This is a genomic window from Herbiconiux dendrobii (assembly GCF_052048175.1).
GTDB lineage: Bacteria > Actinomycetota > Actinomycetes > Actinomycetales > Microbacteriaceae > Herbiconiux.
This window is the reverse complement of sequence record NZ_JBLZQV010000001.1, coordinates 22880-47886: the sequence shown is the minus strand read 5'-3', so window position 1 is coordinate 47886 and position 25007 is coordinate 22880. Positions and strand designations below refer to the sequence as shown.

Sequence of the window (25007 nt, the reverse complement as noted above, 5' to 3'; positions counted from 1 at the left end):
CGATCTCAGTCCGTGGTCGCGGTGCCGGCGGCGGCGAGCTTCTCGGCGATCTCGCCCAGCACCTCCACCGCGATCGCGAGGCGCTCGTCGTCGGCGGTGGACAGGGGGGCGAGGTGGTCGGCCCAGATGCGCCGGTAGCCGGCCAGGTTCGTGACGGCGAGCTCGGTGGGGAAGACCCGCACCTCGCGGCCGTCGGCCTTGGCCCCGTCGTCCTGCGACGAGCCCTTGCGGGCCAGCCCCTTCTCCACCAGGGCGGCTATGCGCGCGCTGGTGTTGCTCTTGTGCTGCCCGTAGGCCCGCGCGATCTCGGTGACGGTCACCCCGGGATCCTCCATCAGGATGCGCATGATGTCGGCCTCGGAGCGGGTGATGTGGATGAGGCCCGCGTGGGGAACGGTGACCTCGCGCTGCAGGTAGCGGAAGGAGTCGATCACGCGCTCCCCGAGCTCACCGAGGAGGTCGGAGCGGGGCCGAGAGCCGGTCATCCGATGAGTGTATCCCCGCCCCGCTGCCGGCGCTTGCAGGCGTGCCGCCTGGTCTATATAGTTATAGTTACTATAATCACCTGGTCGAGACCGGGTGCCGGAACCGCAACGACGCGAATCGGAGACGCCCGCATGTCCCTCCTGCACGACACCCCGATCACGAAGACGCCCACGCCCGACGAGCTCGTCGAGTACGCGCGGGGGCTCCGCGACCGGCTGCGCGAACTGCAGCCCGAGCACGCGAAGCTCGGCACCTACTCGGCCGAGATCCACGAGGCCTTCGTGGCCGGGCGGCTCTACGACATCCTGCGCCCGAAGAGGTACGGCGGCCTCGAGCTCGGCCTCGAGACCTACTTCCGGGTGGCGGTCGAGATCTCCCGTGGCGACCCGGGCGTGGGCTGGTCGTGGGAGCTCGGCTCCAGCCACGCCTACCAGTTCGCCTCGCACTTCCCCGAGCGCGCCCAGGAGGAGGCCTTCGCCTCGGAGCCCTTCGTGTCGGCCTCGCGGGCCTTCCCGCAGAAGGCCGTCGTCACACCCGTCGAGGGCGGCTACCGGCTCACCGGCCGCTGGGACTACAACAGCGGATGCACCTTCAGCACGCACTTCATGCCGGTGGCGATGATCGAGCAGGAGGACGGCCGGAAGCTGCCCTACATGTTCATCCTGCCGCGGGAGGACTTCACGATCGTCGACGACTGGGGCGAGGGCCGCACCATCGGCCTGCACGCCTCCAGCTCGAACTCGATCGAGATCGACGACGCCTTCATCCCCGCCTACAACGCGGTGCCGTTCGATTTCAAGGACATCGAGTGGGGTTCCGACGGCACCCCCGGCTACCAGCTGCACGGCAACCCGCTCTACCTCGGCCGCACCTCCTCCATCTTCATCGCCGGGCTCACCCAGACGATGGTGGGCTGCGCGCTCGCCTGCCTGGACGAGTACGAGCGGCTGATGGACCGCGGATCGAGCTTCCCGCCGCGCATCCCGCGCAGCCAGTCGCCCGAGTACCAGCTCTGGTACGGCAAGGTCACCTCCCTGGCCGAGTCGTCGCGCACCCTGCTGCTGGCCGCGGTGCGCGAGTTCGAGGAGCTCAATCAGGCCTGGGTCGACGGCGGCCCCGAGTTCACCACCCGCGACGACGTGCGCATCCGCGGCCAGATCGTGCAGGCCGCCCGCCTCGCCCAGGAGGCCATCGACGTGGCCTTCAGCACCGCCGGCACCAGCTCGGCCGGGCTCGCCGGCGCCCGCCTCGGCAAGTACTACCTCGACGCGGCCATGTACCGCACCCACATCGGCGCCCAGCACGACGTGCTGCTGGCCTCCCTCGGCCGCGTGCTGCTCGGCCAGCCCCTCACGATGTGACCGGCTGCTGCACGGGTACGCGGCTCTCGGCGCCACCGTCCCCCTCGAAGCGCCGGCCCCATCCGGTGAGCACCGAGATCGCGATGACGAGGGTGAGCGCCAGCGGATAGAAGGCGCCGAGGAAGATGGCGGGCGCCGCCACCTCGGGAACCCCCTCGTGGCCCTGGGTGAGCAGGCTCGCGATGAGCAGGAACGAGCTCACGATGGGCACCACCGAGCCGAGGCCGAGGGTGAAGCCCTCCATCACGTTGGCCCGGCGGTACGGATGCAGCCCGGCTGCGGCGCCGATCCGGTCGGCCACGGGGCCGAACAGGATCATCGACGGCCCGTTCACGCCCGCGAAGACCGTGGCGGTGGCCAGGGCGCCGAGGCCGATCACCACCTCCGCCCCGCGCGGAGTCCGGGCGAACGCCGACCGGCTCGCCGCGTTCACGATCGCGTCGAACACGCCGGCCTCCTGCAGCACGCCGATCATGCCGAAGATCACGATGCCGAGGCCGATCAGCGGGATGATGTCGCCGATGCCCGCCACGAGGAACCCGCCGGGAGTACCGTCGGCGTTCGCCGAGATGATGTCGGAGAAGTCGAGCAGACCGGTCACGAGCCCGAGCACGGTTCCCGAGAGGAGGCCCACGGTGGTGGCGAGGAAGATGTCGCGCTTCCAGAACGCCGTGAACAGCAGCAGCGCGATGGGTACGAGCATGATCAACGGCAGCGGCCCGGCTCCGGTGGCGTCGACGATGTCGGTGGCGCTCATCTCCGTTCCCGGCGAGACGGCCGAGCCGATCACGAGGAAGAGGACGGCGCTGACCGCCGCGGCCGGCAGCGCGAACTTCGCCCGCGACCGCACGACGCCGCCGATCTCGGCCGTGCCGGTCTTGCGGCGGTAGCGCTGGGTCGACGCCGAGACGATTGTGGAGTCGGAGATGGGCGCCAGGCTGTCGCCGAAGAGCGCACCCGAGAGGATGGCGCCGGCGAGCAGCAGCGGATCGGCCCCGAGCAGCACACCGGCCGGGTAGAAGATGGGGAACGCCGTGAACAGCGTGCCGATCGAGGTGCCCGTGGACATCGAGATGGCACAGGCCATGAGGAAGATCACGGCGATGAAGACGCCACCGCTGACGCCCAGGGTGCTCGCCAGCCAGATGAACCCGCCCGAGACATCCGTGGCCGTGATGAGCGCCGAGACGAGGCTCACCGTGAGCAGGATGAGCAGCAGCGTCACCGAGGGTCGCGACGAGACCCCGGAGATCACCGCGTCCCAGAACCGGCTGTACCGGCGCGAGAACAGCGCCGCGACGAGGAGGCCCGCGAGCCCGGAGGCGGTGAGGGCGTTCATGTCGAAGACGGCGAAGATCACGAAGTAGGCGATCACGCCGATCAGGAAGACCAGCGGCGCGATGAGGGCGCCGAGCATCCCGATGCGGAAGGTCAGCGGTCCGGTCGCCTCGGCGGAACCGGCAGCAGCGGCAGCGGCAGCGGAGTCGGAGGCGGCGGCCGGTGTCTTGGCGGCGGCCGTACGGTCGGTCATGATGCGTCCTTTCCGTGCCGCACGGCGGCGATGGCGGTGAGCGCGGCCTGCACGTCGGCCTCGGTGTTGTAGTAGTGCAGCGACAGCCGCAGCAGGCGGCTGCGCGGCGCCGACATCACGCGGTGCTCGTGGATGGCGGCCGAGAGCGCCACCGGGTCGTCGTCGTACAGGGCGACCTGCGGGCCGCGCCGGGCGGCCGAAGCAGGGCGGCTGAGTTCCACGCCGAGCTCGGTGAGCCCGTCGGCGAGCAGGTCGGTGAGCCGCTGGACATGGGCCCAGCCGGCCTCCTGGTCGACCGACTCCAGCAGCGTGAGGCCGGCGCCGGCGGCGTAGACGGCGGGCACGCCCGGTGTCCCGCTCTCGAACCGCCGCGCGGTCTCGGGGTAGTCGACGAGGGCGGGGTCGAAGGCGAAGGGGTCGACGCGGCCGAACCAGCCCGTGAGCTCCGGCATCCGTTCGCTCCGGATGCCGCCGCGCACGTAGAGGAAGGCGACGCCCGCGAGACCCAGCATGTACTTGAGCGAGCCGGTCGTGAGGTAGTCGCAGTCGAGCGCCTTGACGTCGATGGGCACCACCCCGGCGCCCTGGTAGGCGTCGACGAAAACCCGCGCGCCCGCCGCGTGGGCGAGCTCGGTGACGGCCGCGACGTCGGCCCGCGAGCCGTCGTGGTAGCTCACGAGGGGCACGGACACGAGCCGCACCCCCTCGTCGATGAGCGGGGCCCACGCCTCGGCCTCGAGGGCGGCGACGCGGTCGTCGATCGAGCGGATCACGGCACCGTTGGCCTGCTGCGCCCGCAGCACGTGGCCGACGGACGGGAACTCCAGGTTCGAGGTGAGGATGGCCCCGCCGGTGGACCAGTCGAAGCTCGAGACCATCTGGTAGGCCGCCTCGGAGGCCGAGGGCACGATGGCGATCTCGTCCGGCGAGGCGTTGATGAACGCGGCGATGCGCCCGCGCAGCGACTCCACCTCGTCCATCCACAGCCCCCACGGCGCGGCGGAATCGGTGATGGAGTCGGTGACCGCGGTCAGCGAGGCGGAGAGCTGGTTCGAGAGCGCGCCCTGGCTGCAGCTGGCCAGGTGCACCATGTTCGCCAGGGGCGGGAAGTTCGCTCGGAAGTCCTCGGCCGAGAAGGGCGTCGAAGAGAGATGCGTCGTCGTCATGCGGGCGACTCTAGTGCGAACTATTACCTGGATGAAAGAGAGTTAACGTGATTGAAACTTGGGCGAGAGCCGCCCCGTAGGATTCGATCATGAGTTTCCGAATCCGCGAGATCCGTGCGCAGCGCGGCCTGACCGTCGCGCAGCTGGCCGGGTCGGCGGGCGTGTCGAGCGGCCTGATCAGCCAGGTGGAGCGCGGACTGGCCGATCCGAGCCTCGAGACGCTGCGCCAGATCGCGCGCGTGCTCGAGGTCCCCCTCTTCGAGCTCTTCGTCGAGGAGGAGTCGAGCCGCGTGGCCGTGATGCGGCGGGGCGAGCACATCGAGATCACCACGCCGGCGACTTCGATCACCTACACGCGCCTGTCGAAGCCGCGCGGCCAGATCGAGGTGCTGCAGGGCGACATCGCGCCCGGCGGCGAGTCGAGCACCGAACCGCGCAGTCACGCCGCGGAGGAGTGCATCGTGGTGGTGGCGGGAACCCTGTCGATCGACGTCGACGGCTCCACCGTGGTGCTCGAGGCGGGGGACAGCTGCCACTACGACTCGCGGCTGCCCCACCGCCTCTTCAACGACAGCGAGGAGAAGGCGACCTACATCGTCGCCATCACCCCGCCGAGCTACTGAATCGAGCTCCCGGCCCGCGCAGCCGACACTCGACCGCTCAGGCGATCCGCGCGATCCAGTCCAGGATCGGCACGATCGCCTCGTCGGAGTTCTTCTCCAGCATCATGGCGTGGCCGTTGCCGCGGGCGCCGTGCTCGCCGAGGTTGAGGAACTCGGCGGATCCGCCGGCCGCGTTCACGTAGTCGACCATCAGCGGGGCCCAGGCGGTGAACGGCGAGGTCTCCCCCACGACCACCACCACGGGCAGTCCCACCAGGTTCGGCAGGGTGTGCGCGCCGGGCGTCTCGGTGACGGCCTTCTCCAGGGCTGCGGCATCCGTCACCGGCGGCTCGTAGGTGAGCGGCGCCGCCGCGATGCCCCAGTCCAGGCGGGTGCCCGGGCCGAACTCGTGGAACGGCGGGCCCATCGGCTCGATCGCGACGTGCGCCTTCACCAGGTCGGGCCGGGCGTCGGCCACGAGCCAGCCGGTCGGGCCGCCGGCCGAATGCGTCACGAGCACGGCCGGGCCGATGCGGTCCAGCAGCCGGCTGATCCGGTCCTGGTCCATCCGGTGCGACTCGGCGAGGTCGGCGGGCAGGAAGCCCATGCCCGAGATCAGCTGGTCGAGCATCGGATCGCCGATGCCGCCGCTCCAGAGCGACTGGTCGTGACCCTCGATCTCGGTGTCGAACAGGCCCATGGCCATCTCGTAGCTGAACTGGGCGCCGAGGGCTCCCACGACATCCGGATGCGCCCAGGAGCGGCCGTGCGCCGGCCGGTCGACGAGGTACACCAGGTAGCCCGCGTCGACGAACTTGTCCGACCAGCCGGGGCGGCCGTCGGGCGTGCCGCGCCAGTCGGTGATCTGACCGCCACCGCCGTGCACCAGCACGAGCGGGTAGGGGCGCGTGATCTCTTCGGGCGCCTCCCACTCCACGAACAGGGGGGCGCGCTGCACGGTGCCGCGCTCGCTCTCCACCCGCTCGCCGGGGATCCAGAAGTGGCCCCGCCGCACGGCCCGCACGGGGTAATGCGCGAACTCGGTAGGGAGGGCGGCGGGTGTCGTCTCGGCGGTGGCCGCGGCCGCGGGGGCCGGCTCGGCAGCGGTCTGTGTCGCCTCGCTCACATCACGCCCAGCGTCTGGCGGGCGATCAGCTGGAAGGTCGCGTCCCGCAGCTGCGGGTTGCGGTGACCGGCGGCCTGCGCCATGTCACGGAAGATCTGCTCGAAGCGCTCGCCCTTCTTCGAGGCGGAGGCGCCGATGGTGCGGTAGAGGTCGCGCTCCACCACCTCCCAGCTCTGGATGATGACCTCGCGGCCGATCGCACCGAGCACCGCATCCGTCTCCTGCGAGAACGGGGCGATGCCGGCCACGTTGTCGGCCGCGGCGTCCTGCCACATCTCCAGCGCCTTGAAGGTGGCGGCCTCGCAGGTGGCGAGCTTCGCGATGGCGCCGCCGTAGTAGCGCAGGAAGTCGGGGTCCTGGCTGCGCATCACGAAGGGCGGGATGGTGGTCTTGCGGGTGGTCATCAGCGCCGCGTACTCGTCCAGCGCCCCGTAGGCGCCGCCGACGCAGAGCGCGGCGAGCGCGAGGCCGAACGAGCTCATGTGCCGCGCCGAGTACATCGCGTTGCCGTAGGCGCGGGAGCCGGGGCTGTCGCCGTCGAAGGCGTAGTCCATCAGGTCGGCGTCCTCCACCAGGAAGCGGGCCGGCAGGAACGAGCCGTCGAAGCGGATGCTGTTCGAGCCCGAGGAGCTGAGGCCGATCATGTTGCCCCAGTCGTCCAGGATCTCGAAGGTGTCCTTGGGCGCGATGTAGAGGCCGAACCGCGGTCCGCCCTGCTCCGTCTTGCCCGGCAGGATGCACTGGCCGAGGAAGTAGGTCGACCACGGGATGCCCGAGCAGTAGTTGACGACGCCGTTCAGCTGCCAGCCGCCCTCGACCGGGGTGGCCTTCACGGTGGGTGCGTACATCGACGCCGCGCGGAAGTCGCCGCCGGCGTACACCTCGGCGTGGATCGCCTCGGGGAACCAGTTCGCGAACATCAGGGCGTGGTTGGCCGAGAGGCAGAAGCTCCAGCCGATGCCCATGTCGGCACGCGCGATCTCCTGCACCACCTTGAAGAAGGTCACCGGCGGCACCTCCAGCCCGCCGTGCTCGCGCGGGATGTACATGAGGTAGAAGCCCTCCTCCTCGAAGCGCCGGTGCAGGCCTTCGGGGATGTGGGTCTCGGCCTGGCCCTCGGCGGTGTACGAGATGATCTCGTCCCGCATCGCGCGGGCCGCGGCCACCAGCCGGGCCTCGAGGGCCTTCGGGTCGTCGAGGATCTCCCGATAGGTCTCTCGGGCGCCGGCCACCTGGGTGTCGGTCATCGTGCGTTCCTTTCGTCGTTGAAAAGGCACCCCCTGCGGGTGTCGGATCAGGTGATCGACCAACCCCGGTCGACATAGAGGTTCACGGCGGAGACGCCGCGGTTGCGCAGCAGGAACTGCGTCGCATCCACGACGTCCTCCATGGTGGCGAGCTTTCCGCCCGGAGTGCGGCTCTCGTAGCCGTCGAGCACGCCCTCGGGCTTGCCCGCCCAGAAGGGGCTGTCACCGATGATTCCGGGGTGCAGCGCATTGACCCGGATGGGGGCGAGTTCGAGGGCGAGCGTGTTGAGCAGGCCCGTGACGCCGCCGTTGATGGAGGAGACGGTGGTGGAGCCCGGGTACGGCAGGTCTTTCGCCCGGCCACCGAACAGCACGATGCCGGTGTCGACGCTGGGCTCGAGCCGGTCGAGCAGGGCGTGCACGGTCTCGGCGTAGCCGACCAGCTTCAGCGTCACGAGGCGGATGGCGCGCTCGATGTCGTAGTCCCGGATGGTGTTCTGGTCGCGCTCGATGGCCGCCAGCACGAGACCGTGCACCTGGCCGACCGACCGCAGCTGACCGGCGATCGTGCGCGGCTCGGAGATGTCGAGGGCGATGCCCGTGGCCGAGGAGCCGAGGCTCGAGGCGATCTCCTCGGTGCGCGCCTGGTCGCGGCCGGTGATGACCACCCGGTCGCCGCGCTCGATGGTGTCGCGGGCGATCTCCAGCCCGATGCCGGAGGTTCCGCCGACGACGACGATCGTTCTTTCGGTCACTGTGTACAGCCCTTCTTCGCGCCCAGTGGTTCTACATACTATAACTAAATTCCACTGGATTTTGTCTGACAATTTAACAAAGCAACACTGGACAATATGTGCAGCGTTGCTTAATCTGAGTCAAGTCGGGCGGTGGGGCGAAGTCAAGCGGCGCAGAAGCCGTGACCACCCTCCGACTACACGCGTGAGCGCGTGACATCAACGCCAGTCAAGGAGGATGAGCGCCTACATGTCCAGCACCCCGAAGCCGCAACCCGGCCAGCCCATCGTGTTCCGCAACGGCATCGTCTTGACGATGGACGATGCGCACACCGTCATCCCGCGCGGTGACGTGCTCGTCGTCGACGGAGAGATCGCCGACGTGGGCGTGGACCTCGTCGCACCCGACGGAGCGTTCGAGATCGATGCGAAGGGCGGCATCCTGCTCCCCGGCATGGTCGACACCCACCGGCACATGTGGCAGAGCGCGATGCGCGGCTACGGCGCCGACTGGACGCTGACGCAGTACTTCGTCTGGTACTACCTCGAGCACGGCATGAAGTTCCGTCCGCAGGACGTCGCGGCCGGCAACCTGATCTCGGCTCTGGATGCCGTGGAGTCCGGCGTCACCACCAGCGTCGACTGGTCGCACGGGCTGCGCACCCCCGAGCACGGCGAGGCCGCCCTCGAGGCGCTGGCCGACTCACCCGGCCGGTTCGTGTTCGCCTACGGCAACCTGGCGGCCGCGCCCTGGGAGTGGACACAGGACCAGGAGGTGCGCCGTCTGGTCGAACGTGCCCGCGACGACTCCCGCCTGTTCGGCGCCCAGCTGGCCTTCGACGTGCCGGCCGCCGAGGAGGAGTTCCCCGAGCGCCTCGCGTTCCAGGCTGCCCGTGAGCTCGGCGTGGGCGTCACCACGCACGCCGGCGTCTGGGGGGCCACGAACGACACCGGCATCCGCCGGATGTACGAGAACAAGGTGATGGATCCGGGCACGGTCTACGTGCACGCCGCGTCGCTCAGCGACGAGTCGTACCAGATGATCGCCGGCACCGGCGGAACGGTGTCGCTCTCCACCGAGAGCGAGCAGACCTGCGGCCAGGGCTACCCGCCGGCGCATGCGCTGCGCCGCCACGGCATCCAGGCCTCGCTGTCGGTCGACACCAGCGTCTGGTTCAGCGCCGACATGTTCGCCGCGATGCGCGCCACCATCGGCGCCGATCGCTCGCTCGAGCACCTGCACGCGCACGCCAAGGACGAGACCATCACCCACGCCGTGCTGCGCGTGGAGGACGTGGTGGACTGGGCGACCCGCGGCGGCGCCAAGGCCCTGGGCAAGTTCGACAAGGTCGGCAGCCTCGAGAAGGGCAAGCTGGCCGACATCGTGCTGATCAAGAACGACGACTCGCCCACCATGAGCCCGATCCTGAACCCCTACGGCCACGTGGTCTACCAGGCCGGTCGCGGTGACGTGCACACCGTTCTGGTGGGCGGCGAGGCCGTGAAGTTCGACGGCAAGCTGACCGGTGGGCACCTGCCCGAGGTCAGGGCCAAGCTGGAGGACACGGTCTCGTACCTGCAGTCCGAGCTCGGCGACGCCACCTGGGCCTCCGGCATGAACCCGGAGATCCCCGAGGTGGAGATCCTCTCGAACCCGTACCAGTACCTCAAGGACGACGCGGCGCACACGCACACGCACGCGCACTAGCGCCTGGGCGGTGAGACGGATGAGGGCCCGGTGGCGACACCGGGCCCTCTGTTCGTGCGGGCGCGCGCGGGCGGCGGGCGGATCGTGCCGCCGGAAGGCCCGTCCGCCGCGCAGCGGCTACGCGGAGAGCTCGGCCAGCTTCTGCTCGATCACGGTGGCGGCGTCGTCGATCAGCGCCTCGCTGATCACGACGCTCGGCAGGAAGCGCAACACGCTGTCCCAGCTGCCCGCGTCGAGCACGATCACGCCGTTCGCGGCGGCGTGCCGGATGACGGCCGTGAGCGCTTCGGGGTTGGGCTTCTTGGTGCCGGGGAGCACGAGCTCCACGCCGATCATGGCACCCTTGCCGCGAACCTCGCCGACGATCGGGAAGCGCTCGGCCCAGTCGCCGATGCGGGCGAAGAACGCCCTCTCCACCCGCTGCGCCTCGGCGATCAGGTCGTCGCGCTCGATGATGTCGAACACGGCGAGCGCCGCGGCCGTGGAGACCGGGTTGCCGCCGAAGGTGCCGCCGATGCCGCCGGGCTGCACGGAGTCCATGATCTCGGCGCGGCCGGTGACCGCGGCGAGCGGGAAGCCACCGGCGATGCCCTTGGCGCTGGTGACGAGGTCGGGCACCACGCCGTGGTGCTCGATGGAGTACCAGGCGCCGCTGCGCGCGATACCGGCCTGGATCTCGTCGGCCACGAACACGATGCCGTTCTCGGTGCAGAACTCGCTGAGCCGCGTGAAGAAGCCGGGCGCGGGGATGACGATGCCGCCGTCGCCCTGGATCGGCTCGACGAACAGCGCGGCCAGCTCGGTGGCACCGATGTGGGTGGTGATGTAGTCGATGGTGCGCTCGGCGGCCTCTTCGCCCGTCATCCCTTCGGGATCGCGGAAGGGGTAGCTGATCGGCACGCTGTAGATGTCGCCGGGCATCGGCCCCATGCCGGCGCGCTCCGGCCAGGGGCGGTAGGTCATGGCCATGGTGAGATTCGTGCGGCCGTGGAAGGCGTGGTCGAGCGTGGCGATGACGCGGCGGCCGGTGTACTTGCGGGCGATCTTCACGGCGTTCTCGACGGCCTCGGCGCCGGAGTTGACCAGGATGGAGCGCTTCTCGAAGTCGCCGGGCGTGATCTCGGCGAGCTTCTCGGCGACCTTGAGGTAGTTCTCGTACGGCGTCACGGTGAACAGCGTGTGCGTGAGCTTGCCGGCCTGTGCGGCGGCGGCCGCGGCGACCTCCGGATGCGCGTGCCCGATGGTGGTGACGCCGATACCGCAGCCCAGGTCGATGATCTGGTTGCCGTCGACGTCGACCAGGATCGCGCCCGCGCCGTGGTCCATGTAGATGTCGGCGAGCGTACCGGCTCCGCGGGACACCGTCTTGCGGCGGCGCTCGTGCATCGCGCGCGACTTGGGGCCGGGCAGTTCGGTGACGAGCTTGCGCTCCTGGGACACGGAGAATTCGGGAGAAGCCATGCTCCGAGCCTAAACCGTCGGGCGTTTCGGCAGAGTTCCCGGCACCGCGGCATCCGGAACCCCGGGCCCGCCCGCGCGCTTCGCCGGGCAGCCGAGCACGTGGTCGTCGACCACGCCCACCGCCTCGAGGTAGGCGTAGACGATCGTCGACCCCACGAAGGTGAAGCCGCGCTTCTTGAGGTCTTTGCTGAGCCGGTCGGACAGCTCGGTGGTGGCCACCAGCTCGCCGGTACTGCGCGGCCCGTTCACGAGCGGCGCACCGCCGACCCAGCCCCAGAGGTAGTTCGCGAAGCTGCCGAACTCGGCCTGCACGGCTTGGAACGCGAGGGCGTTCTTGCGCGCCCCGTAGATCTTCAGGCGGTTGCGGATGATGCCCGGCTCGAGCATCAGCGGCTCGAGCTCGTCGTTGGTCATCGCCGCCACGGCCGCCACATCGAAGCCCTTGAACGCCGCGGAGTATCCTTCCCGCCGGTTGAGGATGGTCGACCACGACAGCCCCGCCTGAGCCCCCTCGAGGATGAGGAACTCGAACAGGTATCCGTCGTCCCACGACGGCACGCCCCACTCCTCGTCGTGATAGCGACGCATCGCGGGTGAGCCCTGGGCCCAGGAGCAGGTGCCGTCGTCGAGCTGAGTTTCAGTCATGAACCGATCATCGCATCCGCCCCCGACATCGACCCAACCGCCCTCCCGCCGGCTCAGCCGCCGGCGGTGGCCGAGCCGAAGCCCGACTTGCCCGAACTGCCGAAGCCGCTCTTCAGCGGCGCCCGCTCGCCCGTGGTGGAGCCCGCGGGGGCCGGCGACACCACGTCGCCCTGCAGGCGCGAGCCCGGCGCCGCGAAGCCGCCCGACGAGACCGGCGCCCATCCGGAGACCCGCGACGACGACCAGCGCGAGCCCGCGAACAGCAGCGGACCGAGCCACAGCCCCGAGTAGTGCGCCGAGGGGTACCGCGAGGAGGGCTCGCACAGGTCTTCGGGGGTGTCGACGATGTCCTGCCCCTGCTGCTCGAGCACGGCGATCTGCTCGGTCACGTCGGCGATGCAGTCCTCCTTGGAGTCGTACATCGGCCGCTCGGCGTTCTCGGGCACGACGTACTTCTCGCCGTCGGCACCCTCCAGCACGATGCCCTCGTCGGTGGGCGCGCAGCCCGAGAGCGCCAGCACGGCACCGGCCACCGTCACCACGGCGGCACCCCGCTTGAGCGCGGCCCGGCGGTCGGCGGCGATGCCCGAGAGGGCGGGAGTACCGGCTCCGGATGCGCGCGAGCGAACGGTTCTGACGGTCATCCGCGACCCCCTTCGATGGTGGGCGAGCCGGCCCCGGCCGAGGACGGCTCGATGTAGTGCGGCACGAACTCGGCGAGGTCGCCGGTGATCGGCCCGGAGGTCTCGCGCAGGTCGATGCCGGCGGGCGTCTCACCCACGATCCAGCTGCCGATCACCGCCGTCTTGCCCGGGACGGGCGCGAACACCGCGCGCTCCTGGTACACGAAACCCTCGTCGCCGTACTCCCCCGGCTGGGCGGCGACCTCGTGCCCGCTGCCGTCGAACACCGTGACGTTGGCGCCCTCGCGGCCCAGGCGCGGCTTCGAGACGTGCGGCCGTCCTCGCAGCGGATCGGGCGTCGCGAACGCCGGCAGCAGATTCGGATGCCCCGGGAACAGCTCCCACAGCACCACCAACAGCTGCTTGTTGCTGAGCAGGAGCTTCCAGGCGGGCTCGACCCACTGCGTGCTCGTGCGGCTCGGTGCGAGGAATCCGCCGAACTGCTCGGCGATCATCCACTCCCAGGGATACAGCTTGAAGATGCGCGAGACGACCTCGTCGTCGGCGTCGAGGAAGAGCTGCCGGTCGACGCTCCAGCGCAGGTCCTCCATGAAGATCAGCTTGGGATCGAACCCGGCGGCCTTCGCCGTCTCGGCCATGTACGCCACGGTGTCGAAGTCCTCGACGATCAGCTCGCCGTCGCCGCCGTCGTGCAGCGAGGCGAGGTGCAGCCGAGCGCCCGGGGCGAGCCCCCAGCGGGCCGTGCGGATGTGCTCCCACTGCTCGATCAGCAGCTCGTGCAGCCCGTTGAACTGATCTGCGCCCGAGGGGCCGGCCTCCTCGAGCCACTGCCACTGCGCCGCCGCCGTCTCCACGAGCGACGTCGGGGTGTCGGCGTTGAACTCGAGCAGCTTGATGCCGCCCGAGCCACCCGCCGAGAGCCCGCCGCCCAGCCCGTCGTAGGCGAGATCGAACCGCCCGTAGACCGTCGGGTCGTCGTCGTCCCAGGATGCGCGCACGAGTTCGTGGAACCGCTCCGGGATGCCGAACTCGGCGAAGCGCCCGGCGCGCACGATCACCTCGACCGCATCCATGCACCGGTCGAAGAGCTCCTTCGTGGCCGCCTCGAGCGCCTCGATCTCGGGCATGGTGAACACGTACGCGGCCGACTCGTTCCAGTACGGCCGTCCACCCTCCGACTCGAGGTCGTAGAAGGTGAAGCCCACCTCGTCGAGCCGGCTGCGCCACTCGGCGCGCGGAGTCATGTCGGTTCGTCGCATCACCGGAAGCCTATCCCCGCGTGCGTACGGCCTGCCTGACTCGCCTGGACCTTACCCGCCCCGGTCGGAGTCGACTCATATGGCTCCGACCATCGGCCGATCACCTGAGATCCGGACTCGACTCTACTTTCTGAGATAGTTGGCGAGCTTCTCCTCGAGAGATTTCGAGATCGTGTTCTCCCCACCCAATACTGTGATGTGCTGCGGATTGAGCCGCCTCAACTCCTGCTCTACTTGAAAGGAGATGTCGTTCTTGCTCACGAGCAGAACGGGACTGCCCCACTGGATCGCTACGGCAGAGCCTGACAAGGCGTCAGGGAACACCTCGCCCGAGGCTATGAAGACCATTGATCGGTCGGCACAGAAATGGTTTGCCGACGTCGCCGCCGACACGGCGAAGCGGTCCGCCCCTGGTATTCCCTGAACACGGGCGAAGCGGGACAGTTGTAGCGCGACGGACGAACTGATCGTCGACGGGCCGCCGATCATGACGATCTGCGTGAGGCTCGCATCATGACGAAGATACTGCTCGACCGCCGGCGGGATGGCATCTCTCTGTACAAGCACGACCGGACCGGGCTCATCACCCGCAGCCGCGGCAGCGGACAGCGCATCAGGAAACACATCGCCGGACGCGACGTAAATGGTCTCAGTGCCGGTGCCGTATCCCAGACTCGCCAGGTTCGCGGACACTTCGTACCGGTCGGCACCGGAGACACGGACGACCGAGGGGGCGAACTGCGACAGGCCGTGCTCGAGCTCCACCGATACCGAGGCGGGGCCACCGACAACGATGATCTTTTTGGGCTTGAGCCGCGACAACTCCGAGCGAATCACCGCCGGCGCCTCGCTTCCTCCGCCTACCAGCAGCATCGGGGCCTGCCGATATCCCGCCACCGCCGAGCCTGATAATGCGTCTGCGAAGTTCAGCCCTGACGCGATGAACACCTCGTCGACATAAGGAAAGAAGTTGTTCATGGACAAGTTGGCCGACACCTCGAAGCGGTCGGCGCCGGCAGTACGTGACACCCCGCTCACAGCACCGGAGTCCGGGACGCAAGGCTTGGGAGAGAGGGATTCTGCTTGCGCCGGCTGAACACCGAGTGCGGCGATCAGCATTAAGGCAGCGGGCACCGCCAGACGAACGATCAGCACTCTTGGGCTCATAGCAGTATATTACATGAGCATAAGTCACTTTGGTCGATGCATTCTATGTCCGTGGCGACCTCAGGTTCGGAGACCTCTGCTAGCTCAACGCATCCAGGGCCGCGTACTCGTCCTCGCTCAGCGAGAGGGCCGCTCCGGCCACGTTCTGCTCGAGGTGCTCGACCGACTTCGTCCCGGGGATCGGCAGCGTCACCGGTGAGCGGTGCAACAGCCAGGCGAGCGCGAGCTGGCTGGGTGTGGCGTCGTGCTTCTCGGCCAGTTCGGCGAGGGGGCTGCCCTCGCCCGCGAGCTTGCCGGTGGCCAGCGGGAACCACGGGATGAAGGCGATCCCCTCGGCCTCGGAGTAGTCGAGCAGCTCGGCGGCGCGGCGGTCGGAGAGGTTGAAGAGGTTCTGCACCGACACGATCTCGGCGATCGCGCGGGCGGCCTTCACGTCGTCGACGCTCACCTCGGAGAGACCGATGTGGCGCACCTTGCCCTCGTCCTGCAGCTTCTTCAGCTCGCCGATCTGATCCTCCAGCGGCACCTTCTGGTCGATGCGGTGCAGCTGGAGCAGGTCGATCCGGTCGACGCCGAGGTGGCGCAGGTTCAGCTCGGTCTGCTGGCGCAGGTACTCGGGGCGCCCGACGGGGATCCACTCGTCCGGGCCCTGGCGCGTGAAGCCGACCTTGGTGGCGATGGCGACGCCGTCGGCATACGGATGCAGCGCTTCGCGGATGAGCGCATCGGTGACGAAGGGGCCGTAGGCGTCGGCGGTGTCGATGAGGTTCACACCCAGCTCGACGGCCCGGCGGAGCACGGCGACGGCGCCGTCGTGGTCGGCGGGTTCACCCCAGACGCCCGGTCCGGTGAGCTGCATGGTGCCGAAGCCGAGACGGTTGACGACGAGGTCGCCGCCGATGGCGAAGGTGCCGGCTGCGGCGGCGGGAGCGGTGGTGGTATCAGTCATGCTCCGAGTCAACCACCGCGGGCGGCGGGCGGCTTCAGTCGCCCTCGACCGGCATCAGACTCACAGCCCCGTCGTCTCCCACCGACCAGCCCGGGTTGAACGCGATCTCCCAGATCACCCCGTTCGGATCCTCGACGTGCGCGTGGTACCCACCGAACGCGGCCCGCTGCGGCGCCTTGCGCACCGCCCCGCCGGCGGCGGCCATCCGCTCGACCGCGGCGTCGACCTCCGCCGCGGAGCCCACGTTCTGCGACAGCGTGAGCCCGGCCGGCGCCGATGCGGGTCGGCCGACGGATGCCGCATCCGTGGCGTCGACGGATGCCGCACCCGTGGCGTCGGAGGCCGCCGCACCCGTGGCATCCGGAACCGGCAGGAGGCCGGCCGCGAAGGCGCCCGCCTCGAACAGCCCGAGCACGAGCCCGTGCCCCACCTGGAAGAACAGGATCTCGCCCGGCAGGTCGAGCAGCGGTGTCCACCCGAGCCCGTCGCGATAGAACGCCCGCACCGCCTCCAGGTCGCCGGTGGAGAGCGTGATGAAGTCGACTCCCTGCTTCATGGGAGGCACGTTACACCGCCTGCGCGAAGCCACCCTCGGCGTCTGCCGCATCCGCCAGGCCCGCGAGCGCGGCCGGGATGTCCCAGCCCTTGCGCCGCATCGACTGCGCCCAGAGGCGGCCCGCCCGGTACGAGGAGCGCACGAGCGGCCCGGCGAGCACGCCGAGGAAGCCGATCTGTTCCGCCTCCTCCTTGATGTCGACGAACTCCTCGGGCCGCACCCACGACGCCACCGGCAGGTGCCGCGGCGAGGGGCGCAGGTACTGCGTGACCGTGATGATGTCGCATCCGGCATCATGCAGATCCTGCAGCGCCGCCGACACCTCCTCGCGCGTCTCGCCCATGCCCAGGATGAGGTTCGACTTGGTGATCAGCCGCGCATCCCGCGCCTGCGTCAGCACGTCGAGCGAGCGCTCGTAGCGGAAGGCGGGGCGGATGCGCTTGAAGATGCGCGGCACCGTCTCGACGTTGTGCGCGAACACCTCGGGCCGGGAGTCGAACACCTCCTGCAGCAGGGTGGGGTTGCCCGAGAAGTCGGTGGCGAGGATCTCGACGCCGGTGCCCGGGTTGAGCTCATGGATGCGGCGCACCGTCTCGGCGTGCAGCCAGGCACCCTCGTCCGGCAGGTCGTCGCGCGCGACTCCCGTGACCGTGGCGTAGCGCAGGTTCATCGAGACGACCGATTCGGCGACCCGGCGCGGCTCGTCGCGGTCGTAGTCGGCCGGCTTGCCGGTGTCGATCTGGCAGAAGTCGCAGCGGCGGGTGCACTGCGATCCGCCGATCAGGAAGGTCGCCTCGCGATCCTCCCAGCACTCGAAGATGTTCGGGCAGCCCGCCTCCTGGCAGACGGTGTGCAGCTCCTTCGTCTTCACCAGGGCCTGCAGTTCGCGGTATTCCGGGCCGAAGCGCGCCTTGGTCTTGATCCAGGCCGGCTTCTTCTCGATCGGCGTCTCGGCGTTGCGGATCTCCAGCCGCAGCAGCTTGCGGTCTCCGGGCAGCGAGGCGGGGCCCGCGGATGCCGTCGCCGAGGCCGACGGTCCGCAACCGCAGCTCATCGGGCACCCGCCAGGGCCGGCGCGGAGGCCGGCGCGGAGGCCGGCGCGGATGCCGGGCCGGGTGCCGCGAAGCGCTGCTTCACCGCGTCGACCAGATCGGCCGGCTCGACCCGCCGCCCGAGCACCTCGCTGATCGTCGTCACACCGGCATCGCGGATGCCGCAGGCCACGATCTTGTCGTAGGGCGCGAGGTCGTTGCTGCAGTTCAGGGCGAAGCCATGGCTCGTCACGCCGCCCGACACCCGCACGCCGATGGCGCCGAGCTTGCAGTCGCGACCGCCGGAGGTGGTCCAGATGCCCGAGCGCCCCTCCACCCGGTACGCGTCGACGCCGAGCTCCCGCACCATGTCGAGCAGCATCGCCTCGAGCGAACGCACGTAGGCCACCACGTCGATCGGATCGGGCAGCCGCACGATCGGGTAGCCCACCAGCTGTCCCGGCCCGTGCCAGGTGATCTTGCCGCCGCGATCCACGTCCACCACCGGGGTGCCGTCGACCGGCCGCTCGGACGCCTCGGTGCGCTTGCCGGCCGTGTACACGGCCTCGTGCTCGAGCAGGATGACGGTGCCGGGCGCCTCGCCCGCCACCACCCGCCCGTGCCACCGCGCCTGCAGCTGCAATCCCTCGACGTAGGGGACGAACCGCCGCCCGACGCCTTCGACGACGAAGTCTGTCATGCGGCCATCCTACGATTAACTGGACTGAGTACAACAATGCGGCACGCCAATGCTGCGCCCCTCAGCGCACGCTCTTTCCGAGACGAGAAGATCGGCCGATCTTGACGCCGTCGATCTGCGGATCGGCCCGTACGAGCAGCGCCGCCCTGCCATCCTGGAAACGTGACGACCTCCGACCGCATCACCCTCCGCTTCCTGGCCGCCCCGCAGGACTCCGCGGCCGGGGGCGCGACGGTCGCCGCCGGCCGCGTGCTCGAGTGGATCGACAAGGCCGGCTACGCCTGCGCCGTCGGCTGGAGCTCGTCCTACTGCGTCACCGCCTACGTCGGCAACGTGCACTTCACCCGGCCCATCGCGGCCGGCGACATGATCGAGGCGCGCGCCCGCATCATCCAGACCGGACGCACGAGCATGCAGGTTCTCGTCACGGTCGGGGCGGCGGATGTGCGCAGCCGCGAGTTCACCCCGGCCACGCACTGCATCCTCGTGTTCGTCGCGGTCGACGCCGCGGGGGTTCCGATCGAGGTGCCGGCGTGGCATCCGTCGACGGACGACGACCGCCTGCTGAACGACCGAGCCGAGGAGCGCCTCGCACCCCGCCGGGCCATCCGCGACTCCATGCTCGCCGAGGCATATACCGATGAGGGCACCACGCCGCGCACCGTGTTCCGGTTCCTCGCCGCGCCCGCCGACGCCAACTACGGGGGCAACGCGCACGGCGGCACCGTGCTGCGCTGGATCGACGAGACCGCCTACGCCTGCGCCGCCGGGTGGTCGTCGGAGGCCGCGGTGGCGGTGTACTCGGGCGGCATCCACTTCTTCCGCCCGATCCGGATCGGGCACATCGTCGAGGTCGACGCCCGCCTCATCCACACCGGCGAGCGCAGCATGCACGTCGCCGTGCACGTGCGCTCGGGATCGCCGCGCACGCCTGGCGCGCTCGAGCTCACGACGCAGTGCATGAGCATCTTCGTCGACCTGGGGCCGGACGGGCGGGCCCAGGAGGTCACGCCGCTGCCCCTGCTCTCGGACGAGGACCGCCGGCTCGACGCGCACGCGCTCGACCTCATCCGGATGCGCGGTGAACTCGAGGCCCTGCCGATCGGCTGACCCACCCGCGTCGTCGCCAGAGCCGGGCGGCCACGATCGAGGCATCCTCATGGCGCGCCCATAGCTTCACCCGCTAAAGTCAGCCCGCAGTGCGCCCGCGTCGGCGCATCCGCACGACCACGACCCGCACCACCCGCACCACACACGAGGAGCAGCACCGGGATGAGCCCAGCGAAGGCCGACAAGAGCGTCTACGACGGGCTCCCCAAGAAAGACCGGCAGGCCCTCGCCCGCGAACTCGCCCGCATCCGGCGCGAAGAGGAGCGCAAGCGCAAGCGCCGTAACCGCATCATCCTGCGCTCGAGCCTGATCGTGGGAGCCGTGGCGATCGTCGCCGTGGTGGGCCTGCTCGTCTACAACGGCATCCGCGCCACCTTCGTGGGGCCGGCGAACATGGCCAGCGACGGCATCCTGTTCACCGGATCAGGCGGCACCACCGCCGCCGACGGCACCACCACCCAGGGCACGGTCACGGCCACCACCACGGCCGCCCTGCAGCCGGGCGAGCAGCCCACGGCCTCCGAGCTCGACACCTCGACGGTGCTGCGCATCACCGAGTACGTCGACTACTCCAGCCCCGACGTCGCCACCTTCGAGACCGCGAACGGCGGAGCGCTGCAGGGCTACGTCGCGGCCGGTTACGCGAGCATCGAACTGCACCCGGTCGCCCTCGAGGGCGCCGACAGCTACTCCGCGCGAGCGGCGAACGCGCTGGCCTGCGTGGCGAACACGACTCCGGATGCCGGCCTCGCGGTGCACAACGCGCTGGTGGCCGCGCAGGCCACCCTGCCCGACGGCGGGCTCTCGAACGACGAGCTGGTCACGCTCGTGCAGACGGCCGGCGTGACGGATGCGGCGACCGCCTCGTGCATCACCGGCAACGAGTTCTCCGACTGGGTCGCCGACGCCACCGCGCGCGCCCAGGCGAACATCCCGAACTCCGACGTCACGACGCTCAGCACCGTGCCGCTCGTCGTCATCGACGGCAAGGCCTACACCGGCGGACTAGACGACACCGAGGCCCTGAACACGTTCATCACCGAGGTCTTCTCCGCCGCCACCGGCGCCACCGACACCGGCGACGGGACGACCGACGGCAGCACCGACGGCACGACGGACGGCACGACGGACGGCGGCACGGACGGGACCACCGACGGCGGCTCGGAGGGCACCACCCCCACCGAGTGACGAGGTCCGGCGGAGGCCGGTAGGTTTGACTAGGTTAGCCTTACCTAATTAGTATCGGGAGCATCCGCGGGTCGGCTCGTCCGACCGGCCCCTCCCACCAGTTCGGACCCATGGACTCCCTCCTCCCCCTCCGTCGTCGCCTCCGTGCGGGCCTCGCGCTCGCCCTCGCCACCGCCACCGTCGTGGCGCTCGGCGCGTGCACCGCGTCAGCCTCCTCGACCACCGCCTCCGCGTGCGTCGAGGGCACCACCGCCCTCGCCGACCTGCAGCTGACGGCCGATCCGAAGACCCACGTCGGCGAGTCCACGGCCTGCATGGAGGACGACGGCATCGAGCCGGTGACCGCGGATGCCGCCGCCCTGCAGGTGCTGCCGGCCACCGTCACCGACAACCAGGGCACCGAGGTCACGGTCACCGACACCAGCCGCATCCTGGCCCTGGACATCTACGGATCGCTCGCCGCCACCGTGTTCGGCCTGGGCCTCGGCGACAGCGTCGTGGGCCGCGACACCTCCACGAGCTTCGACGGCGCCGCCGACCTGCCCCTGGTCACCCAGAACGGGCACGAGCTGAACGGCGAGGCGATCCTCGAGCTGAACCCGAGCGTCATCATCACCGACTCCTCCATCGGCCCCTGGGACGTCGTGCTGCAGATGCGCGAGGCCGGCATCCCGGTCATCGTCACCACGCCCGACCGCAATCTCGACAACGTCGGCGACATCGTGACCATGGTCGCCCAAGGGCTCGGGGTCCCGGATGCCGGCACGGCACTCACCGAGCGGGTGAACGCCGAGATCGCCGAGGAGGTGCGCCAGATCGCCGCGGTCACCCCGGCCGACCCCGCCGACCGCCCGCGCATCCTCTTCCTCTACGTGCGCGGCAACGCCGGCGTGTACTACATCTTCGGCGAGGAGTCGGGGGCCGACACCCTCATCCAGGCGCTCGGCGGCGTCGACGTGGCGGGCGAGATCGGCTGGAAGGGCATGCGCCCGATGACGGCCGAGGCGCTCGTGAAGGCGCAGCCCGACATCCTGCTGATGATGACGAAGGGACTGGAGTCCGTCGGCGGCGTCGACGGACTGCTCGAGCGCATCCCGGCCGTCGCCGAGACGCCCGCCGGCCAGAACCGCCGCATCGTCGACATGAGCGACTACCAGATCATGAGCTTCGGCCCCCGCACCGCCGGTGTGCTCGACGCCCTGGCGCGCGCCATCTACGCCCCCGACGACTCCGGCGCCGTCACGGACGCCCCATGACGCACACCCCCGCCCGCCCCGACGCCGCGCCGCCCCTCGTCGCCCCGGCGTCCCCGCCTCCCTCCTCGTTGGAGTCGAGCGTGGATCCGCTGCCGAAGGGGCGCGTGCGGCCTCGGCGCAAGGTGGCGCTGTTCACGGTGCTCGCCGTGGCGCTCGTGGCGATGTCGCTGGTGGCGGCGGGCACGGGGCAGCTGCAGATCGCTCCGGATGAGGTGCTCGGCTCGATCATGCACAGGATCGGCGTCACGATCTGGCCGCCGCCCCAGCATCCGAACGGCGACAGCGCGCTCTGGACCATCCGCTTCCCTCGCGTGGCCCTGGCCATCCTGGTGGGCGCCGCCCTCGCGGCCGCCGGCATGATCATGCAGGCCATCTTCGGCAACCCGCTGGCCGAGCCCGGCGTGGTCGGCGTCAGCTCGGGCGCAGCCCTCGGCGCCTCGGCCTCGATCGTGTTCGGCCTCAACTTCCTCGGCGACTGGACCATCGCCGCCGCCGCCTTCGCGGCCGGCCTCGTGGCCACCCTCCTCGTCTACGCCGTCTCCCGCGCCAACGGCAAGACCGAGGTCGTCACCCTCGTGCTCACCGGCATCGCGGTCAACGCCTTCGCCGGCGCCGGCCTCGCGCTCTTCATGTTCCTGGCCGACACCCAGTCGCGCGAGGCGATCGTGTTCTGGCAGCTCGGCAGCCTCAACGGCGCCCGCTGGCAGGACGTGCTGGTCGTGCTCCCGGTCGTCGTGGTCGGCCTCGTCGCCGCCCTCATCCTGTCGCGTCGCTTCGACCTGCTCTCCCTGGGCGAGAAGGCCGCTCGGCACCTGGGCGTGAACGTGGAGGTGTTGCGCATCCTCTCGATCGTGCTGGTGGCCCTGCTCACCGGCGCCGCCGTGGCGTTCTGCGGCATCATCGCCTTCGTAGGCCTGGTCATCCCGCACCTGATGCGCATGATCATCGGCCCCTCGCACCGGCCACTGCTGATCGCCTCGGTGCTCGGCGGCGCCCTGCTGCTGGTGACCGCCGACCTGTTCGCGCGCACCGTCGTGCCGATGGCCGACCTGCCGATCGGCATGCTCACCTCGCTGATCGGCGGCCCGTTCTTCTTCTGGCTGCTGCGGCGCACCCGCAAGAAGTCGGGGGGCTGGGGATGAGCGCGCTCAGCCGCCGGAAGACGCAGTCGGAGATCCCGGATGCCGCCACCCGCGCATCCGCCGGGCCCGCCTTGCGCGTGCAGGGGGCGAGCGTCGCCATCGGGGGCGCCGCCATCCTCGACGACGTCTCGTTCCAGGCCTCGCCGGGCGAGGTCGTGGCGCTGATCGGACCGAACGGCGCCGGCAAGTCGACCCTGCTGAACGTGGTCACGGGCGATCAGGCGACGACCGCCGGCCGGGTCGAGATCGACGGACGCGCCCTCGGCGAGTGGGGCCTCAAGGAGCTCGGCCGCCGCCGCGCGGTGCTGCTGCAGCAGAACGGCGTGTTCTTCCCGTTCACGGTGCGCGAGGTCGTGGAGATGGGCCGCGCGCCGTGGCAGGGCACGCCCCGCGACGCCGACGACGACCGCGTGATCGAGCAGTCGATCGCGCTCACCGAGACCACGCGCTTCCGCGACCGGCCGCTGCCCTCGCTCTCCGGCGGCGAGCGCGCCCGCGCCTCGCTCGCGCGCATCCTGGCCCAGGAGACGGGCATCCTGCTGCTGGACGAGCCGACCGCGGCGCTCGACCTGCGCCACCAGGAGGACGTGCTGCGCATCGCCCGCGACCGAGCCCGCGCGGGCGACTGCGTGGTGGTCGTGCTGCACGACCTGAGCCTCGCCGCCGCCTACGCCGACCGCATCGTGCTGCTCGCCGAGGGCCGCGTAGTGGCCGACGGGCCGCCGGACGCCGTGCTCACCCCGCCCCTGCTGTCCGCCGTCTACGAGCTGCCTGTGGAGGTGATGCGGCACCCCGTGACGGGAACCGCCATCATCCTGCCGATGCGGCATCCGGATGCTGCCACCGCAGCCCACGAACACCACCCCGTCCCCGCCGAGGAGATCTCATGACCGACGCCATCGCATCCGCTCCCCCCGTCGACGCTGCGCGCACCGCCTCGCGCCGTCGTCGTTCCCGCGGAGTGCGCGCGCTGGCCGCGGCCGCCGCGCTCGGCGTGGCCGCGCTCACCTCGCTCGTGGCGGCACCCGCCGCCCCGGCGTACGCCGCCGGCACCGTGAACGTGACCGTGGTCGGCCAGCCCGAGCTCGTCGGCGTGGCCGACCCCACCTACCTCACCGAGGTGAACGTCACCGGCACGGGCTTCCAGTCGATCGCCAGCGGCTTCGGCGGCATCTACGTGTTCTTCGGCTGGGTCGACGGCGGCGCCTGGGCGCCCAGCCAGGGCGGTGCGACCGGATCGACCTACCGCTACGTCTACGACGACGAGTCGAATCCCGTGGGGTACCAGCTGTTCGTGAGCTTCCCGGGCAGCTCGACCGAGTACGCCGCGAACGGCGGTGAGATCGCGGCCGACGGCAGCTGGTCGGGCACGATGAAGATCCCCGGTTCGAGCTTCGAGTCGTACGACCGCAACGGCGACGTCACCACGGTGGACTGCCTCTCGGTGCAGTGCGGCATCATCACGATCGGCGCGCACGGCGTGGTGAACCCGAGCAACGAGAGCTTCACGCCCATCAGCTTCCAAGACCTGTACTCAGACGACGCCGCCGCGCAGGCCGCCGCCGCAGCAGCTGCCGCGGCCGCTGCGGCCGTGCCGCCCACCGAGACGGTCGCCCCCGCGCCGACCGCCGCCCCCGCCGGCGAGGCCCCCGCCCCGGTGACGACCACGATCATCGCGGCCCCCGCCGCCGCAACCGACGACTCCGACCTCGTGCCGATCCTGCTCGGCGCCGTCGGCGGTGTGGGCGTACTTGCGATCGGCGCGATCGCGTTCCTCGTCTGGGCGGTGCTGAGCTCCCGCAAGCGCGCTGCCGCCGCTGCGGGTGCGGGTGCGGGTGCCGGTGCCGGTGCAGGTGCAGGTGCCGGTGCCGGTGCCGGTGGGGCGACCGTACCCTCAGCGGGCGCCGCCGGCCCCACTTCCGGGCAGCAGGCCTGACC

The 25007-nt window shown here is 70.4% G+C and carries 24 protein-coding genes; 9 read left to right on the top strand and 15 right to left on the bottom strand.

Annotated elements, in window-relative coordinates; genetic code table 11:
- Positions 1-5: 5 nt before the first annotated feature.
- A complete protein-coding gene (locus ACN4JJ_RS00225; protein WP_440707893.1) occupies positions 6-485 on the bottom strand; it encodes a MarR family winged helix-turn-helix transcriptional regulator in 480 nt (159 codons plus the stop codon).
- A gap of 132 nt (positions 486-617) precedes the next feature.
- On the opposite strand from ACN4JJ_RS00225, the gene ACN4JJ_RS00220 reads away from it, so the two are divergent.
- On the top strand, positions 618-1847 hold the full coding sequence (locus ACN4JJ_RS00220; protein ID WP_440707892.1) for an acyl-CoA dehydrogenase family protein: 1230 nt from the start codon (positions 618-620) through the stop codon (positions 1845-1847).
- On the opposite strand, the gene ACN4JJ_RS00215 is transcribed toward ACN4JJ_RS00220, so the two are convergent.
- Positions 1837-3378 (bottom strand): Na+/H+ antiporter NhaC family protein, encoded by a 1542-nt coding sequence (locus ACN4JJ_RS00215; protein ID WP_440707891.1) that lies wholly within the window; start codon positions 3376-3378, stop codon positions 1837-1839. The genes ACN4JJ_RS00220 and ACN4JJ_RS00215 overlap by 11 nt on opposite strands.
- Positions 3375-4544 carry an aminotransferase class V-fold PLP-dependent enzyme gene (locus ACN4JJ_RS00210; protein WP_440707890.1) on the bottom strand — a complete coding sequence of 390 codons (1170 nt, stop codon included), beginning with the start codon at positions 4542-4544 and terminating at the stop codon, positions 3375-3377. The genes ACN4JJ_RS00215 and ACN4JJ_RS00210 overlap by 4 nt, the downstream gene beginning before the upstream one ends.
- A gap of 89 nt (positions 4545-4633) precedes the next feature.
- On the opposite strand from ACN4JJ_RS00210, the gene ACN4JJ_RS00205 reads away from it, so the two are divergent.
- Complete coding sequence (locus tag ACN4JJ_RS00205) at positions 4634-5167, top strand: helix-turn-helix domain-containing protein (RefSeq protein WP_440707889.1); 534 nt, start codon at positions 4634-4636, stop codon at positions 5165-5167.
- Between the two features lie 37 nt (positions 5168-5204).
- On the opposite strand, the gene ACN4JJ_RS00200 is transcribed toward ACN4JJ_RS00205, so the two are convergent.
- The 3 genes from ACN4JJ_RS00200 to ACN4JJ_RS00190 are packed head-to-tail and all read right to left on the bottom strand — an operon-like array spanning position 5205 to position 8274.
- Complete coding sequence (locus ACN4JJ_RS00200) at positions 5205-6272, bottom strand: alpha/beta fold hydrolase (RefSeq protein WP_440707888.1); 1068 nt, start codon at positions 6270-6272, stop codon at positions 5205-5207.
- Positions 6269-7519, bottom strand: coding sequence for an acyl-CoA dehydrogenase family protein (locus ACN4JJ_RS00195; protein ID WP_440707887.1), 1251 nt, complete (start codon positions 7517-7519; stop codon positions 6269-6271). The genes ACN4JJ_RS00200 and ACN4JJ_RS00195 overlap by 4 nt, the downstream gene beginning before the upstream one ends.
- Before the next feature lie 47 nt (positions 7520-7566).
- Positions 7567-8274, bottom strand: coding sequence for an SDR family NAD(P)-dependent oxidoreductase (locus ACN4JJ_RS00190; RefSeq protein WP_440707886.1), 708 nt, complete (start codon positions 8272-8274; stop codon positions 7567-7569).
- Positions 8275-8503: 229 nt separating this feature from the next.
- Here ACN4JJ_RS00190 and ACN4JJ_RS00185 point away from each other — a divergent pair, with 229 nt between their 5' ends.
- Positions 8504-9961 carry an amidohydrolase family protein gene (locus tag ACN4JJ_RS00185; RefSeq protein WP_440707885.1) on the top strand — a complete coding sequence of 486 codons (1458 nt, stop codon included), beginning with the start codon at positions 8504-8506 and terminating at the stop codon, positions 9959-9961.
- Positions 9962-10078: 117 nt separating this feature from the next.
- Here the strand turns inward: ACN4JJ_RS00185 and ACN4JJ_RS00180 are convergent, their stop codons facing one another.
- The 9 genes from ACN4JJ_RS00180 to lipB form a co-directional block, all read right to left on the bottom strand.
- Positions 10079-11422 carry an aminotransferase class III-fold pyridoxal phosphate-dependent enzyme gene (locus ACN4JJ_RS00180; protein WP_440707884.1) on the bottom strand — a complete coding sequence of 448 codons (1344 nt, stop codon included), beginning with the start codon at positions 11420-11422 and terminating at the stop codon, positions 10079-10081.
- Between the two features lie 9 nt (positions 11423-11431).
- The gene (locus tag ACN4JJ_RS00175) at positions 11432-12067 is read right to left on the bottom strand and encodes a DNA-3-methyladenine glycosylase I (RefSeq protein WP_440707883.1); all 636 of its coding nucleotides are present in this window, start codon (positions 12065-12067) and stop codon (positions 11432-11434) included.
- A gap of 53 nt (positions 12068-12120) precedes the next feature.
- Positions 12121-12711 carry a hypothetical protein gene (locus ACN4JJ_RS00170; RefSeq protein ID WP_440707882.1) on the bottom strand — a complete coding sequence of 197 codons (591 nt, stop codon included), beginning with the start codon at positions 12709-12711 and terminating at the stop codon, positions 12121-12123.
- Positions 12708-13970 (bottom strand): glutathionylspermidine synthase family protein, encoded by a 1263-nt coding sequence (locus tag ACN4JJ_RS00165; protein WP_440707881.1) that lies wholly within the window; start codon positions 13968-13970, stop codon positions 12708-12710. The genes ACN4JJ_RS00170 and ACN4JJ_RS00165 overlap by 4 nt, the downstream gene beginning before the upstream one ends.
- 123 nt (positions 13971-14093) lie before the next feature.
- Positions 14094-15125 (bottom strand): cell wall-binding repeat-containing protein, encoded by a 1032-nt coding sequence (locus ACN4JJ_RS00160; RefSeq protein ID WP_440707880.1) that lies wholly within the window; start codon positions 15123-15125, stop codon positions 14094-14096.
- 91 nt (positions 15126-15216) lie between these two features.
- The gene (locus ACN4JJ_RS00155; RefSeq protein WP_440707879.1) at positions 15217-16086 is read right to left on the bottom strand and encodes an aldo/keto reductase; all 870 of its coding nucleotides are present in this window, start codon (positions 16084-16086) and stop codon (positions 15217-15219) included.
- A gap of 34 nt (positions 16087-16120) precedes the next feature.
- Positions 16121-16642: a VOC family protein gene (locus ACN4JJ_RS00150; RefSeq protein ID WP_440707878.1), complete on the bottom strand. Its 522-nt coding sequence runs from the start codon at positions 16640-16642 to the stop codon at positions 16121-16123.
- A 10-nt stretch (positions 16643-16652) separates the two neighbouring features.
- On the bottom strand, positions 16653-17696 hold the full coding sequence (gene lipA, locus ACN4JJ_RS00145) for a lipoyl synthase (protein ID WP_440707877.1): 1044 nt from the start codon (positions 17694-17696) through the stop codon (positions 16653-16655).
- Positions 17693-18373, bottom strand: a complete 681-nt coding sequence (lipB, locus tag ACN4JJ_RS00140) for a lipoyl(octanoyl) transferase LipB (RefSeq protein ID WP_440707876.1) — start codon at positions 18371-18373, stop codon at positions 17693-17695. Before lipB ends, lipA begins: the two co-directional genes overlap by 4 nt.
- 162 nt (positions 18374-18535) lie before the next feature.
- Between lipB and ACN4JJ_RS00135 the strand changes: the two genes are divergently transcribed.
- The 6 genes from ACN4JJ_RS00135 (at position 18536) to ACN4JJ_RS00110 (ending at position 25005) form a co-directional block, all read left to right on the top strand.
- Positions 18536-19483: an acyl-CoA thioesterase gene (locus ACN4JJ_RS00135; protein ID WP_440707875.1), complete on the top strand. Its 948-nt coding sequence runs from the start codon at positions 18536-18538 to the stop codon at positions 19481-19483.
- 162 nt (positions 19484-19645) lie between these two features.
- A complete protein-coding gene (locus tag ACN4JJ_RS00130; protein ID WP_440707874.1) occupies positions 19646-20671 on the top strand; it encodes a DsbA family protein in 1026 nt (341 codons plus the stop codon).
- 110 nt (positions 20672-20781) lie between these two features.
- Positions 20782-21927 (top strand): heme/hemin ABC transporter substrate-binding protein, encoded by a 1146-nt coding sequence (locus tag ACN4JJ_RS00125; protein ID WP_440707873.1) that lies wholly within the window; start codon positions 20782-20784, stop codon positions 21925-21927.
- Entirely contained in the window at positions 21924-23069 is a 1146-nt protein-coding gene (locus tag ACN4JJ_RS00120) for a FecCD family ABC transporter permease (protein ID WP_440707872.1), read from the top strand. The genes ACN4JJ_RS00125 and ACN4JJ_RS00120 overlap by 4 nt, the downstream gene beginning before the upstream one ends.
- Positions 23066-23959: a heme ABC transporter ATP-binding protein gene (locus ACN4JJ_RS00115; protein WP_440707871.1), complete on the top strand. Its 894-nt coding sequence runs from the start codon at positions 23066-23068 to the stop codon at positions 23957-23959. Before ACN4JJ_RS00120 ends, ACN4JJ_RS00115 begins: the two co-directional genes overlap by 4 nt.
- A complete protein-coding gene (locus ACN4JJ_RS00110; protein WP_440707870.1) occupies positions 23956-25005 on the top strand; it encodes a hypothetical protein in 1050 nt (349 codons plus the stop codon). The genes ACN4JJ_RS00115 and ACN4JJ_RS00110 overlap by 4 nt, the downstream gene beginning before the upstream one ends.
- Positions 25006-25007 lie beyond the last annotated feature (2 nt).